At 38.7% G+C, this 14380-nt stretch carries 14 protein-coding genes, 1 tRNA gene and 1 pseudogene; 14 read left to right on the plus strand and 2 right to left on the minus strand.

Annotated elements, in window-relative coordinates; all coding sequences use genetic code 11:
- Nucleotides 1-18 precede the first annotated feature (18 nt).
- From kal to kamE, 9 genes are read left to right on the plus strand one after another with little or no spacing between them, the layout of a single operon-like run.
- Nucleotides 19-438, plus strand: a complete 420-nt coding sequence (kal, locus tag FERPE_RS02655; protein WP_014451141.1) for a 3-aminobutyryl-CoA ammonia lyase — start codon at nt 19-21, stop codon at nt 436-438.
- Between the two features lie 54 nt (nt 439-492).
- Nucleotides 493-1311, plus strand: coding sequence for a 3-keto-5-aminohexanoate cleavage enzyme (kce, locus tag FERPE_RS02660; RefSeq protein WP_014451142.1), 819 nt, complete (start codon nt 493-495; stop codon nt 1309-1311).
- A gap of 28 nt (nt 1312-1339) precedes the next feature.
- Nucleotides 1340-2377 (plus strand): L-erythro-3,5-diaminohexanoate dehydrogenase, encoded by a 1038-nt coding sequence (gene kdd, locus FERPE_RS02665; protein WP_014451143.1) that lies wholly within the window; start codon nt 1340-1342, stop codon nt 2375-2377.
- 22 nt (nt 2378-2399) lie between these two features.
- Nucleotides 2400-3683, plus strand: coding sequence for a lysine 2,3-aminomutase (gene kamA, locus FERPE_RS02670; protein WP_014451144.1), 1284 nt, complete (start codon nt 2400-2402; stop codon nt 3681-3683).
- A complete protein-coding gene (locus FERPE_RS02675) occupies nt 3673-4074 on the plus strand; it encodes a MaoC family dehydratase (RefSeq protein WP_014451145.1) in 402 nt (133 codons plus the stop codon). The genes kamA and FERPE_RS02675 overlap by 11 nt, the downstream gene beginning before the upstream one ends.
- Nucleotides 4075-4080: 6 nt before the next feature.
- Nucleotides 4081-5115, plus strand: coding sequence for a lysine 5,6-aminomutase reactivase subunit KamB (gene kamB / locus FERPE_RS02680; RefSeq protein WP_014451146.1), 1035 nt, complete (start codon nt 4081-4083; stop codon nt 5113-5115).
- A gap of 24 nt (nt 5116-5139) precedes the next feature.
- Nucleotides 5140-6606: a lysine 5,6-aminomutase reactivase ATPase KamC gene (gene kamC / locus FERPE_RS02685; RefSeq protein WP_014451147.1), complete on the plus strand. Its 1467-nt coding sequence runs from the start codon at nt 5140-5142 to the stop codon at nt 6604-6606.
- Nucleotides 6607-6647: 41 nt separating this feature from the next.
- Nucleotides 6648-8219: a lysine 5,6-aminomutase subunit alpha gene (kamD, locus tag FERPE_RS02690; protein ID WP_014451148.1), complete on the plus strand. Its 1572-nt coding sequence runs from the start codon at nt 6648-6650 to the stop codon at nt 8217-8219.
- A gap of 10 nt (nt 8220-8229) precedes the next feature.
- Complete coding sequence (kamE, locus tag FERPE_RS02695; protein ID WP_014451149.1) at nt 8230-9024, plus strand: lysine 5,6-aminomutase subunit beta; 795 nt, start codon at nt 8230-8232, stop codon at nt 9022-9024.
- Between the two features lie 49 nt (nt 9025-9073).
- Here kamE and FERPE_RS02700 read toward each other — a convergent pair.
- Nucleotides 9074-9149: transfer RNA gene (locus tag FERPE_RS02700), tRNA-Ala, on the minus strand.
- 178 nt (nt 9150-9327) lie between these two features.
- On the opposite strand from FERPE_RS02700, the gene FERPE_RS02705 reads away from it, so the two are divergent.
- From FERPE_RS02705 to FERPE_RS10815, 4 genes and pseudogenes are all read left to right on the plus strand, one after another.
- Nucleotides 9328-11217 carry a hypothetical protein gene (locus tag FERPE_RS02705; protein WP_014451150.1) on the plus strand — a complete coding sequence of 630 codons (1890 nt, stop codon included), beginning with the start codon at nt 9328-9330 and terminating at the stop codon, nt 11215-11217.
- Between the two features lie 193 nt (nt 11218-11410).
- Nucleotides 11411-11605: a hypothetical protein gene (locus FERPE_RS10425; RefSeq protein WP_014451151.1), complete on the plus strand. Its 195-nt coding sequence runs from the start codon at nt 11411-11413 to the stop codon at nt 11603-11605.
- The gene (locus FERPE_RS02710) at nt 11551-11886 is read left to right on the plus strand and encodes a DUF4163 domain-containing protein (RefSeq protein ID WP_041262781.1); all 336 of its coding nucleotides are present in this window, start codon (nt 11551-11553) and stop codon (nt 11884-11886) included. Before FERPE_RS10425 ends, FERPE_RS02710 begins: the two co-directional genes overlap by 55 nt.
- A gap of 121 nt (nt 11887-12007) precedes the next feature.
- Nucleotides 12008-12121, plus strand: a pseudogene (locus FERPE_RS10815) (DUF3298 domain-containing protein); the annotation flags it as partial.
- Nucleotides 12122-13344: 1223 nt separating this feature from the next.
- Here FERPE_RS10815 and FERPE_RS10820 read toward each other — a convergent pair.
- Complete coding sequence (locus FERPE_RS10820; RefSeq protein WP_082204731.1) at nt 13345-13641, minus strand: RsiV family protein; 297 nt, start codon at nt 13639-13641, stop codon at nt 13345-13347.
- Between the two features lie 407 nt (nt 13642-14048).
- On the opposite strand from FERPE_RS10820, the gene FERPE_RS10315 reads away from it, so the two are divergent.
- Nucleotides 14049-14195 carry a YkvA family protein gene (locus FERPE_RS10315; protein ID WP_280985154.1) on the plus strand — a complete coding sequence of 49 codons (147 nt, stop codon included), beginning with the start codon at nt 14049-14051 and terminating at the stop codon, nt 14193-14195.
- Nucleotides 14196-14380: the final 185 nt, after the last annotated feature.

The raw sequence follows: 14380 nt of genomic DNA on the forward strand, positions 1-14380 counted from the left end.
TGTGGAGGATGAGAAAAAATGGAAAATGCAAAAAATTCACGGTTGCCAAAGGCAATGATTAGAGTTCGTATGAGCCAAGCAGATGCACACTATGGAGGAAACTTAGTTGACGGTGCAAGAATTTTGCAGCTTTTTGGAGACGTGGCTACTGAACTCTTAATCAGATACGATGGGGATGAGGGACTTTTCAGAGCGTATGACAACGTAGAGTTTCTCGCACCTGTTTTTGCCGGTGACTATATCGAGGCATATGGGGAAATTGTGGAGGTTGGTCGCACTTCAAGAAAGATGAAGTTTGAGGCCTACAAGGTCATTCATTCCAGACCGGATATAAACGATAGTGCAGCTGAAGTTTTGGATGAACCGATTCTTGTCTGTAAAGCGAGCGGAACCTGTGTTGTTCCAAAAGATAAACAGAGATACAACCACGAAGAATGATAAAGTAAGTCAAAGACTGTATCAGCAATTTGGTAATTTGTGAGGTGAAAACCTATGGAAAAGTTAATTATTACAGTCGCAGTCACGGGAGCAGAAGTAACAAGAGAACAACAACCTAACCTGCCAATAACACCAGATGAAATTGCAGAAGAAGTTTACAGATGCTGGCAGGCTGGAGCATCTATTGCACATATACATGCAAGATTACCGGATGGGACTCCCACTCAGTCAAAGGAAGTTTATGCCGAGATTAAACGAAAAATCCAAGAAAAATGTGACATAATCATACAGTTTTCAACGGGTGGAGCTGTGTGGCACACACCTGAAGAGCGAATCCAATGTTTAGATGCTATGCCAGAAATGGCTACGCTTTCTGCTGGTTCTTGCAACTTTGGAAACGATGTATTCATGAACTCTCCATCTTTCATGGAATTACTTGCCAAGACTATGAAAGAAAAAGGCATCAAACCGGAGATAGAAATATTCGAACCAGGGATGATAGAAAATGCTTTGAGGCTTGTTAAAAAGGGATTGTTGGAACTGCCGCTCCATTTTGATTTTGTTTTGGGGGTTCCTGGTGCAATGACTGGAACTATCGAGGATTTGTTGTTCTTAGTCAAAAAAATACCAGAGGGTTGCACATGGTCGGTGGCGGGGATTGGTAGGTACGAACTTCCACTAGCTGTCCATGCAATAGTTATGGGTGGACACGTAAGGGTAGGTTTTGAGGACAACATCTATTACAGGAAAGGCGAACTTGCAAAAAGCAATGCACAACTCGTTGAAAGGATAGTAAGGATAGCAAGAGAAGTTGATAGAGAAATCGCCACACCTGATGAAGCAAGAAGAATATTGGGTATTAAGAAACAATAAACGAATAGATTTTTCAGGAGGTATCAGTATGAAAAACATTAAAGGATGTCCATTTGGAACACACAGGGTTATTGAACCAAAAGGGACTCTTCCTCAAGCAGCAACAAAAATTGATAACACAATGGAAATCTACACTAACGAACTCCTAATAGATGTCAAAACCCTAAACGTAGATTCCGCTAGTTTCACGCAAATTAAAGAATCATGCCATGGAAATGTGGAATGTATCAAGGATACTATATTAAAAATCGTTGCCGAACGTGGAAAATTGCAAAACCCAGTGACAGGTTCAGGTGGTATGTTGATAGGTGTTGTTGAAGAAATAGGTCCAGACTTTCCAACAGACCTAAAGGTTGGAGATAAGATAGCAACACTCGTTTCCTTATCGCTCACTCCTTTGAGGATAGATAAGATACTTAATGTAAATGTTGATACCGACCAAGTGGACATAGAAGGTAAAGCGATCTTATTTGAAAGTGGTATTTACGCTAAGTTGCCTGATGATATACCAGAAAAGCTCGCGTTAGCAGTTTTAGACGTAGCAGGTGCTCCAGCTCAAACACGCAAGTTGGTCAAACCAGGGATGACAGTCTGTATTATTGGTGGCGGTGGAAAATCAGGTGTGCTTTGCGCGTATGAGGCGATGAAAGCTGCTGGTAAAGATGGGAAGGTCATAGTTGTCGAATACTCACCAGAAAACGCAAAAAGGGTAGAAGAGCTCGGTCTTGCACACCATGTTATCATAGCGGATGCTACAAAGCCAGTTGAAGTTTATCAGAAAGTCATGGAAGTTACCGGTGGGCAGTACTGTGATGTAGTAATCAACAACGTTAATGTGCCAGCTACCGAGATGTCCTCAATTCTTATCACAAAAGATGAAGGTATTGTTTACTTCTTCAGCATGGCAACATCTTTCACAAGAGCTGCACTCGGTGCTGAAGGTGTAGGGAAAGATGTGACGATGATAATAGGAAACGGTTACACGAAAGGTCATGCAGAAGTGGCCTTGAATATACTCAGGGAATCGAAGAAGATAAGAGAACTATTTGAGAAATTGTATGTCTAACATGATGGGAGGTATCCTAAAGATGGCGAGACATTTTAAAGAAATTCCACTTTGGAGAAACGTTACGGAAGAAGAATGGAACGACTGGAAATGGCAACTAAGAAACAGGATAATGGATGTCGACACATTGAAGCAGGTTATAAACCTTACACCCGAAGAAGAAGAAGGTGTAAGGAACGCTTTGAAAACCCTGAGAATGGCGATAACACCGTATTACGCAAGTTTAATGGACCCAGATAATCCAAAGTGTCCAATAAGACGCCAAGCCGTTCCAACTGTAAAAGAACTTTACGTATCCCCATGGGACATGACAGACCCGCTCCACGAAGACGAGGATTCACCAGTACCTGGGCTTACTCACAGGTATCCTGACAGAGTTTTGATGCTTATTACCGATATGTGCTCAATGTACTGTAGACACTGTACACGTCGAAGATTCGCGGGTCAACACGACCGGGCAAGAACAAAGCAGGAAATCGATGCCATGATTGAATACATCAGAGAAACACCTCAGGTAAGAGATGTGCTTTTGTCCGGTGGCGATGCCCTACTGGTTGGAATTGAGATGCTTGAATACATTCTTAAAGAGCTCAGAAAAATCAAACACGTTGAGATAATAAGGATAGGAACAAGAGCACCTGTTGTCTTACCACAAATCGTGACTCCAGAATTAACTAACATGCTTAAAAAGTATCATCCAATTTGGTTAAATACACACTTTAACCACCCAAAAGAGATAACACCTGAATCATCAAGGGCATGTGAGATGTTGGCTGATGCAGGTATACCGTTGGGTAACCAAACCGTGCTTTTGAGAGGTGTCAACGACAGCCCATACATTATGATGGAGCTGGTTCACCAGCTTGTAAAAATAAGGGTCAGACCATACTATATTTACCAATGCGATCTATCTATGGGATTAACACATTTCAGAACCTCTATAAAGAAAGGTTTAGAAATAATGGAAGCGCTTATAGGTCACACATCCGGCTTTTGTGTTCCTTCTTTTGTTGTTGATGCACCAGCTGGCGGTGGAAAGATAAGAGTTATGCCAAACTACGTCATATCCATGTCCGACCACACGGTTATACTGAGAAACTACGAAGGTGTCATCGTTGCTTACCACGAACCTGAAGATACCACTAGTGATGTTGATGACTCAGAATACAGGGCAAAATACAAATTCTCGGGTGTTGCTAGCCTATTTACAGACAAAAAGATAAGTATCGAACCGGCACATCTTGAAAGACATGAAAGGATTAAGGAATGGAAAGAGAAAAAAGGAGGCAAGGAGAATGAACATTGATGATATTTACGTTGGTCAGGTTTACGAAGTGAAGAGAATTGTAACAGATGAGATGGTTAAGCTCTTTGCCGAAGCTACAGGTGATAAAAACCCTGTGCATCTTGACGAAGAATACGCCAAGAATACCATCTTCGGTGGGAGGATAGCGCACGGCATTCTATCACTTGGAATTATCTCATCTGTCCTCGGTATGGAATTCCCAGGCGCAGGGACAATTTACTTAATGCAAAATGCCAAGTTTAAAAGACCTGTTTACATCGGAGAAGAGGTCACTGTAAAGCTTATAGTCAAAGAAATCGATAGAGAAAAACGAAGAGTACTATTGGAAACCTACGTTGTAAAAGAAAATGGTGAAAATGCTATCGAAGGTGAGGCACTGGTAAAGATTTGAGATAATATGGCTGGAATAGAAAAAGTAGAAAGCGGAAGTGATTTTGAAAAGCTCATTAACGAAATCCTAAAAAGGAAAGTCATTGCTATCATAGGGCTTGAAAAGAACACAGGCAAAACAGAAACGCTGAACTTTATTGTAAAGCATGTAAGCCCTCAAAAAAGATTGGCACTAACATCCATAGGTACAGATGGAGAGGAAAAAGATTTAGTTTTCGGCACGTTTAAACCATCTGTATATGTAGATTACGGTTTTGTATACACAACAACCGAACTATTTTTCAAAAGAAAAACAGTGCTTTCAGAAATCATACATATTTCACAGCAACATACGCCAACTGGACGTGTTATCATCGCAAAAGCATTAGAGCCGGGAAAAGTCGTACTTTCAGGACCACCAACAGCTGTGTGGATGGAAGAGACTGTAAGATTGTTGAAAGAGCATTCAGACATTGTTATCATCGATGGTGCGCTTTCTCGCTTTAGTCAGGCAACACCTTTTATCGCCGATGGTATAGTTCTTGCAACTGGCGCAGCCTATTCTTTGGATAAAAGAGAAATAGTAAAACATACCCGATACATTTACACACTCTGCCAGTTGCCTGAAGTAAGCATGGAAGACAAAGAAAAATTGGCGCTGGCCAATACCGTTCACGTATTTCAAGATGGAGATTGGAAAGATTTGGGTATAGAGTCCGCACTCCAGCTTAATAAAATCTTTGATACGAGTTTAGATGCCAATACTAAAAAAATATACATTCCCGGGGCACTTACCGATAACGTCTTGAGATTTGTAAGCACCAAGAGCGTTGATGAAGTAATAGTTAGAGATTTCACGAAGATTTTTGTTTCGTATGAAAACTATATAAAATACAAGCCGACAATAAGAGTACTGAAACGTGCAAACATAATAGGTATCACTGTTAACCCGTTTTCCCCAACAGGGTATGTATTAAATTCACATGAAATTATCAAAGAGCTTAAGAAACATGTCGATGTTCCTGTAATCGACGTGAAACTAGAAACAGTTAACAATATTTGACCAGTTAAGTGGGTGAATTCTCTTATGTCACTTAAAACAATTCCTCCCAAAAGGGAAGACTTTGAAAGATTAACAGGGTATGAGTACATTAAAAATAAACTTAATCCCAAAACACAGATGGGACAAAAATACTTTAAACACATTCAACCGATGACTTACGAGCATATACTCGAGCACTTTGATGATACCGCATTTGTCATACGCTTGATTGAACGTGAAGCTAAATTAATCGCTGATATTGAACATGATTTAGAATGCATCCTTGATGTTTCAAGAACGATAGAGAAAATAACAAACAGCGAAATACTTGATGAGATAGAACTGTTCGAATTGAAGAATTTCGTTCTTGTTGCACAGGAAATCAGAAATAAAACCCAGCAGGTGTTTTCTAGTCATGAACGTTTTTCATTGCCCGATTTAGAAGAAGTAATAGACCTTCTTGACCCTGAACGCCTCAGACTCCCGACGTTTTACATTTACGATGCTTACGACGAACGTCTTTCTCAAATCAGGAAACAGAAAAGAGAGTTATTACAAAAGAAAAATGCAAAGGATGATAATTTAAAAGAACGAGAAAGTATTGAAGACGTTGTTCTTCAATTAACAGAGCAGGAAAGAAGTGTAGAAAACGAAGTATTAGAAAGGCTATCTAAAAAACTTTGGAATTTCGCTGATTTATTGGAAAAAGCTCTTCAAAAAATTAAATATCTCGATATCATACTCGCAAAAGCTAAGCTATCGGTAGAGTTAGAACTTTCAAAGCCAATTGTACATAGTAAAGACCACGAGCTCCAGAACATACGAATAACTGGAATGTTTAACCCCCAATTAAAAGAAGAGCTTGCAAAACATGGCAAAAGCTACCAACCTGTTGATGTAACGATTAAGCGTGGGGTTACTGTGATTGTTGGAGCGAATATGTCAGGTAAAAGTGTGGTCTTAAGAACTGTTGCATTAATTCAATACATGGCACTCTTAGGATTTTTTGTACCGGCAAAACATGCAGAACTTCCGTTTTTGGAACTCATAGCACTTGTAACTGAGGATTTTCAGCGACCATTGAGCGGACTTTCCTCGTTCGCTTCGGAGATAACTTTAATAGATAGCGCGTACAGAGATTCTCAGAATACTTCTGCACTTATACTGATAGACGAGCCTGCAAGAACCACAAATCCATACGAAGGTACAGCAATAGTTAACGCACTTGTAAAATGCTTTGAAAAAACAAAAAGCTTTGTAGTGATAGTTACTCACTTTGATGATGTTGAATGTCATACACGTTTCAGAGTCAAAGGTTTAAAGGAAGATGCACTGAAAAATATCCAATCAGTTAACGACATACAAGAACTGATGGATTATGAACTCATTCCCGATGATGGAAAGACAGTTCCAAAAGAAGCTATAAGAGTGATGGATTTGTTAGGCGTGAGCAAAGATATAGTATCGCAAGCATTGAAACTCTTGGACAGACATTCCGAAGAATACAAATAACATAAGACAATTAGATCCTACTATCAGGGAGGGGAAAATCGATGGAGCATTTTGAAAGCAAACTGGGGATAGATCCGAAAAGGGTGGAAAAAGCCCGGCAATTGGCAAAAGATATCGCAGTTGATGTTGTTAATTTTGTTCAAAAATACTCAACTGTTAGTGTTGAAAGGACCATTTGTAGGTTCTTTGGAATAGATGGAATTAACGAAGAAGGTGTGCCATTACCAAACGTTGTTGTTGACCATCTAAAAGAAAAAGGAGCTTTAGAAAATGGTGCTGCCTTATACATCGGTAATGCTGTGCTTGAGACCGGTATGACTCCTCAAGAAATTGCCGAAGCCATTGCTGCTGATAAACTCGACCTCACAAAATTACCGATGCATAACATTGATGATATCAAAGGCGTTGTCGATGAGTTAGCTGACAAAGCAATTAAAATCATTGACGAGAAAAAAGCAGAAAGGCAAAGAATGCTTGAAGAACTGGGTGACCCACCACAACCTTACATATACGTTATCGTCGCAACTGGAAATATATACGAAGACGTTGTACAAGCACAGGCCGCAGTAAGACAAGGAGCAGATATCATTGCAGTTATCAGGTCGACCGCCCAAAGCTTGCTAGACTACGTGCCTTACGGAGCAACAACGGAAGGGTTTGGTGGGACATACGCAACACAAGAGAACTTCAGAATAATGAGAAAGGCACTTGACGAAGTGGCAAGGGAGGTAAAAAGGTACATAAGACAAACGAATTATAGTTCAGGTCTATGTATGCCTGAAATTGCAGCACTTGGTGCCTTGGAGAGACTTGATGTAATGCTAAACGATGCATTGTACGGTATTCTATTTAGAGATATTAATATGATAAGAACAATGGTTGACCAGTACTTTTCCAGAATTATACTCGGGTATGCTGGGATTATTATCAACACAGGTGAAGATAATTATCTAACAACAGCCGATGCCTACGAACAAGGTTACACTGTAATCTCCTCACAACTCATCAACGAACAACTCGCGTTACTCGCAGGTATTCCTGAGGAGCAGATGGGACTTGGGCATGCATTTGAGATGGACCCATCACTGGAAAACGGATTTCTGTACGAATTGGCGCAAGCACAGTTATCAAGAGAACTTTTCCCAAAAGCGCCTCTTAAATACATGCCTCCAACAAGATTCATGACCGGTAACATCTTCCGCGGTCTTGTCCAAGATGCTATGTTCAATGTCGTTGGTATTTGGACAAAACAAGGTATCCAACTACTCGGAATGATGACAGAAGCCATACACACACCGTTCCTCTCAGACAGATATGTGGCTATCGATACAGCAAAGTACATATTCAACAACATGCGTAACATCGGCGATGAAGTTATTTTCAAGCCCGGCGGAATAATCCAAAGAAGGGCTCAACAAGTACTTGAGCAAGCGATAGAACTGTTGGAAAAGATGAGAGAAGACGGTTTATTCAAATCACTTGAAAAAGGCGTTTTTGCCAATACAAAACGTCCGATAAAAGGTGGAAAAGGACTTGACGGAGTCTTCGAAAAAGGAAAATATTATTACAACCCGTTTGTTGAAAAGATGCTCAAAAAGCAATTAGACCTGTGAGGTGAAGAAGATGGGTGGAGGACTCTACTCTCTCGAGAAAAAAGATTTCGATAAAACGTTGAATTTAAAAGCCATAAAGCCATATGGCGACACAATGAACGATGGTAAAGTTCAAGTTAGCTTTACATTACCTGTTCCAGATGGTGATGAGGCTGTAGAAGCGGCAAAACAACTCATGAAAAAGATGGGCTTAGACAACCCAATGATTGTTTACCATTACCAACTCACACCGGGGTTTACGTTCTTCATAGGCTATGGCGACTGTGTGCACACTGTAGATTTCACAGCTATTAAGGTTCCAAAAGTAGAAGTTCACAAAATGACGATGGAAGAAATAGACGAGTTCATTGAGAAAAACATTGGAAGAAAGCTTGTAGTCGTCGGTGCAACAACCGGAACAGATGCACATACAGTTGGGCTGGACGCTATTCTTAACATGAAAGGGTTTGCTGGTCATTATGGACTTGAAAGATACAAAATGTTTGAAGTATACAACATGGGAAGCCAAGTACCAAACGAAGAATTTGTTGCGAAAGCTATAGAAGTGAAAGCCGATGCTTTACTTGTTTCACAAACCGTAACGCAAAAAAACATTCACATAAAGAACTTGACGCACCTCATAGAATTACTTGAGGCGGAAGGGATCAGGGATAAAGTGATAGCTATCGTTGGAGGTCCAAGAATTACCCACGAACTTGCAAAGGAACTTGGTTTCGATGCTGGTTTTGGTCCCGGAACATTTGCCGAAGATGTTGCCGCATTCATTGCACAAGAGTGGGTTAGAAGGTTCGGAAATAAGAAATAAAGTCCATAAAAAAAGAAAAAAGCCCTGGATTTTCCAGGGCTTTTAATTTTGGTGGAGCCGATGGGATTTGAACCCACGGCCTCTACCGTGCGAAGGTAGCGCTCTCCCAGCTGAGCTACGGCCCCACACATAGTATCTTTGTACCTCCGAAATTTTAGCACATAAGTTCTATTTTTTCAAGAGGGTCATCAACAGAAGAGAAGTTGTGTATGCAAACTAAGTCAGTTAAAAATTCCACGAAAAAGGGTATAATAGTATCAGAAGATAGTAACACTTTGTTATTCATAAAAGGGGGTATGATACGTGAGGAGATACATTTTTAAGAAAGGTCGGAGGTATACGTTCTTATCGATAGTTTTAATAGGAATCGTCGTTGTTATACTCCTGGCTTTAGTGTACTACAATTCACTTAAAGGCATAGTCGAAAGGCACTACGGTGATTTCAAGGTACTCACAATCAGGGAAGCTTTCGAAAATGCATTCAAGAACGTGTCAATTCAACCTTCTGGATTTGCAATAGTCACTATAACGGCCATAGATGAAATGGGTAACATATATACTGCCCGTGTAACAAAAGAGGGTTTGATGAGTATCGCTATTGGTAACCAAATTAGTCAAAATCCAGAAGAGCTGTATAAAGCAATCTACGCGAAGGCGTTTTATAACCTGGTCTTAACCCAACCCATTGCAGACTTTGAATCTTCGGACCCAAAAAATGTGTTGAAGTATCTAAACGATGTTAGCTATGATTATTTCCAAGAAGATGGACGAGAGTATGTTGTGTTGGTTGGAAAGGACGAGCCTGGAAACACGATACAAATCGTATACAACATCAGCAAAGTCAACGGTAAAATAAGAATAATTGCTGAGAAAGTCTTTGTGAATGGCAAGTTATTGAGCGATGCTGGAAAGAGAATTTTCCTTGCGAAGGTGTATAAAAAATCCATAGAGTATGACCTTATTGAAGTTGTAAAAAATAGCTTTTTGAAAGATTATCCCGGAGTATCGATCGGTGAGGTATTTTCCAAACTAAACAACGCAAGGTGGACGATAAAAAACGAAGGTAAAAAGATGGTAGAATTTAACGGAATGGATGTTATAGAGGGAAAAGAGACTGTTATAACCATTGGCTTTAAAATAGACGAAAACGGCGAAACTATTGTTTCTTATGCCTTGTTGAACGGTCAGGATGTGGATAAAGAGAGTATACCCTATTTACTATCATATTTGTATAACAGATATTCTAATATCGATAGGAACAAGGAACTTGACAAGTACAAACAAATCATATTCTCAACAAAGATTCCAAATTCAACGAAAACCTTTGGAGAGCTTTTCACAGAATATGCTACGAATGACAAGTGGAATATAGAATATGCTATCGACAGTGTAAAATTAAGTGTTACAGCACAAACTATGAAGAACGATAAATTCTATATGGAGTTCATCTTCAGAAAGGATGGAGTTTATCTTGGCAAAGCTACGCTTAATGGTGAGGAAACAGAGTTTGACGTTTTAACCAACGTGATATTTGGAAATAATGCTGACAAAGTACAAAAAGTTAAATCAGGCAAGATTGTGAAGTACTCAAGCTTTACAAACAACGAAGAGGCTTTCAGAAGCTATCTGAAAAATCCTACATGGTCATATGATAAAGAAAAGGACAGAGTCATATTGACAGGTGTTGGGAAGTACGGAACGAAAAACTGGAACTTCACATTCGTTTTTGACCTTTATTTCGGGAGGGAACCCATTCTTGAAAGTATGTATATGGACGGAATTGCTGTCATCGATGAGGTATCGGACTATATAGTTTCTAAGATCTTCAAAGTTGACACCTTAGGTAACAACTTAGTTGAACTTGTAAAAAATTCCATATTCATATCGAAGACGTATGAGGAAATACTGGGACCAAAGGGTTGGAAACTTGATAGAAACAACGATAGAGTCCTCTACACAAGCGATAATTTGCAAATAACATTTGCAGTAGAACCGGCTGGTCAGGTAAAAGTTGTTCAACTTTTCTACAACGGTGAAGATTGGACAACAAGATCTTATGATGTCTTAAAAACACTTGAGAATGGTGGTAGCCTCATATCTTTAGAACAATCGCAACAGAAACCAGTGGAACCAGAACAACCTCAGGAACAACCTCAAGAACAAACAACAACACCGCAATATGGACAGTTCTGATTTTCGTACCCCAGCAGATGAAACAATTTTAACCTTTAACACACAAGGCAGGCTGACTTCAGCCTGCGCTTTTTCTTTTCTTAAAGCTGAAAGAATGTGAGGCTTCCCGTCCAATTAGTTCGTCACTAAACTTGAAGAATGCCGAGTGGCAAATAGGAAAGTACTTCAAAAGTGCTTAAAGAGAGGAACATATATGGAAAACAAGTGTGATTTGAGGCTTATGGTTTTAGCAGTCCTATTCCTGTTGGCAATTACTGTTTATTTACTCAGAGCGAAAGTCGAATTTCTCGAACTTATGGAAACTAGCGTAGAGACCGAATTTGAAAAATCCACATGCAGATTCCAAAGTTTGGAAATACATATAATTCTGACTTTGAAGACAGTTTAAACAGTAACGTTCAGGAGAAGGTCAGAAATATAGTCGAAGAGGTTAAAGCTGTTGCACACCAAGTTGCAAAAGATAGGATGCTACGAAGCAAATACGAAGTCCGCATTTCGACAGAAGTAAAGTTTAAATCGAAAGATTTTGTGAGCTTGGTAATATACTGCTACACATTCACAGGCGGTGCTCACGGTGTTACTACCTTTGACACATACAACGTTGACCTCAAAAATTCAAAACTCCTTACACTGAACGACATTTTCTTTGACACATGCGATTACGGGTAAACCATTAAGGATTTTATCACTAAGCAAGTAAGGAATCGAAAAGAAGAATTCTTCCCAGAAGCGGTTGAATACATCAAAAAAGAGGACATAACCAAACACCCATTTACAGTTACAAAAAAAGCCACTTCAGATTTGCTACGACGACTACGAATTCGCGCCACATGCAACAGGATTACCCGTATTTGAAATTCCACTATCAATTTTCAGGACTTGTCTTCGAATTAAAATTGACTAAACGAAAAGTTCTTATAGCCTAACAATACAATCTGTACCATACTTACTTAGGTTATGTTAAGAACCATTGTGTTGTCTTATTTTCTTTAGAACAAGATAATACATAAGACTATACTATCATATATAGTCTTAATAGATGTCATTAGTATAAACTACTTCTCTATCATCTAACCCACATATTTAGTGCTGACTTTCTTACATGGTGCCTATCTCCAATTAACACATATGCTGTACTTTCTGCCCTAGAAGATAAGAATCACATGAATACAGAGCTAAACAATACGCTTATGTTGGTTACAGTCTTTTTTAAATTTAAAATCTTACCATCGTGACTTTTGCAGGCAAATGTGGATAGCAATTTCCATAACAGAGTTCTAAGAGAGGCATAAAAGCTTGTTTTTCGAAGCCTTGCCTTTAGAACGGCCTATAACACTTTTCAATGGAACGTTTTGATAAAAATATCGCGTTTCTCCAAAACACGCTGTTATAAGCCAAATAAAGCGGACGAGGTTTTCTTAAGCAGTTAGGCTATTGTTTGAAGAAGATTTTAGAGATTTCTCTTCTGCTTTTCCAGGGTAGACCAAAAAATGCAATATAAGGTTTCTTATATTGCAGTTTTTGTTCCCAATGTCAATCTTCATATAAACAATTAATTTGAGATTATTTCAAGCCGATTTAAAACACCATCCTTTTTATTTGACCTATAAAGCATTTCATGACAGCCGATAATTCTTAATATATCTTCTCGTTTTTGAATGTGTTATAGGGCATTTTACAAGGGTGGCGTTCAAAAACTTTTATTTATACTATTTGTTGCGCGGTATGTTATGTGATTAGCATACAAACAATTGAGAAGTGCGGTGCGAAGGATAGTATTTAATACGATAATAGACGACTGTAAGACCGTACTCTGTTTTCTTATTTGTCTGTAAGATAAATACTGACGAAATGTGAATTTAAGAGCCTAAGAATAAGGGAAGACCATATAACTTAGGTATAGCTATGTTATATCTATGGTAGAAATTACACAGTTCTGACTAAGAAAATAATATATAAGAAAAGTACATTTGTCAGGCATAATAAAGTAGTCAAGATATATACAGTGTGGTTAAGCGCCGTTACTTGCTATTGGCATACTAAATTGTGTCATGGTAATCATGATAGATATACTAAGTAACAATATGAGCACTAATGAAATTTATATCTCAAACAGGTTTCAAGTTTTCAAAATGGAATTTCGAAGATTGGCATACCAGTTAAGTAAGGGGCAATCTCGTAATCTTGGTAGCATATTTGCAAGGCACCTTTTGTTATCGTAAATGGTCTTTGTGACAGGGAGGCTTTTTCAACATACGCAACGGTATCTTCGAAGTGAACATCTTTCTGCAAATTGATTTTGAGTTCACAAAAAACACTGCTAATAATCAATACGACAATAAATGCTACCAAAAGTGTGATTAAAAAACCAAAGTTTTTCCCTCTGTTTCCTCCCACATTAGATGAAGGAGTATGTCTTCGCATACATTATTAATTATACAGCGCACGATAAAGGCCATGGATTCGAATTCCATCGGCTCCACCAGATTTAACAACATATTGATGCGATGGATATGAGCCTTGAGAAATCAAGCCTATGCGTTTTAAAGGATGAACAAAGATAAGGTGAAAAATGAAGTGGTTCGACAGCAAAGTGAAAGCATTGAAAGGTCTAAAAAGTCGGTTGATGTAAAGAAAAAAAGAAAGTATTTGAAATATTCGGGCGATATGATATATATGATATAATTGTGATGATATACTAAAGTTGTAACATATTAACCTAATAGATGTAATAGACCTATAAGAAAGGAGAGGTACCTATGCAAGAATATTAGGTTAAGTGGTTAAGCGGAAAATATGGAGTTTCATTTAAAACAAACTTAGCTATTCTGATAGTAGTACTTTATTTTGTTAATCCCATAGATGCCCTACCAGATGTTATTCCTTTTCTTGGTATAACAGATGATGCAGGTGTATTTGCGCTAATAATAAACCAAATTAGAGTTGAGTTGGATAGATACAAAGGATGGAAGCAATGAGTTATTCATCTTGCGAACCTACCTTTTTCAAGAGTTGTTTGTGAGTGTCTCATATTTAAAGGATAATGTGCTTTTTGGAAAGTTTCAATAGTTTTAATAAACATTATAATAAATTTATTAATTGGAGGGATCGATTTGGCTGGTGACAAAATAACCTTAAGACAGCTTGAAACACATCTTTTCAA

This window comes from Fervidobacterium pennivorans DSM 9078, assembly GCF_000235405.2.
Classification (GTDB): Bacteria; Thermotogota; Thermotogae; order Thermotogales; family Fervidobacteriaceae; genus Fervidobacterium; species Fervidobacterium pennivorans.

Bases quoted from the DNA above. Each gene is read 5' to 3' on its own strand.
- kal (WP_014451141.1), top strand. From the start codon at position 19: ATGGAAAATGCAAAAAATTCACGGTTGCCAAAGGCAATGATTAGAGTT.
- kce (WP_014451142.1), top strand. From the start codon at position 493: ATGGAAAAGTTAATTATTACAGTCGCAGTCACGGGAGCAGAAGTAACA.
- kdd (WP_014451143.1), top strand. From the start codon at position 1,340: ATGAAAAACATTAAAGGATGTCCATTTGGAACACACAGGGTTATTGAA.
- kamA (WP_014451144.1), top strand. From the start codon at position 2,400: ATGGCGAGACATTTTAAAGAAATTCCACTTTGGAGAAACGTTACGGAA.
- FERPE_RS02675 (WP_014451145.1), top strand. From the start codon at position 3,673: ATGAACATTGATGATATTTACGTTGGTCAGGTTTACGAAGTGAAGAGA.
- kamB (WP_014451146.1), top strand. From the start codon at position 4,081: ATGGCTGGAATAGAAAAAGTAGAAAGCGGAAGTGATTTTGAAAAGCTC.
- kamC (WP_014451147.1), top strand. From the start codon at position 5,140: ATGTCACTTAAAACAATTCCTCCCAAAAGGGAAGACTTTGAAAGATTA.
- kamD (WP_014451148.1), top strand. From the start codon at position 6,648: ATGGAGCATTTTGAAAGCAAACTGGGGATAGATCCGAAAAGGGTGGAA.
- kamE (WP_014451149.1), top strand. From the start codon at position 8,230: ATGGGTGGAGGACTCTACTCTCTCGAGAAAAAAGATTTCGATAAAACG.
- FERPE_RS10425 (WP_014451151.1), top strand. From the start codon at position 11,411: ATGGAAAACAAGTGTGATTTGAGGCTTATGGTTTTAGCAGTCCTATTC.
- FERPE_RS02710 (WP_041262781.1), top strand. From the start codon at position 11,551: ATGCAGATTCCAAAGTTTGGAAATACATATAATTCTGACTTTGAAGAC.
- FERPE_RS10820 (WP_082204731.1), bottom strand. From the start codon at position 13,641: ATGCGAAGACATACTCCTTCATCTAATGTGGGAGGAAACAGAGGGAAA.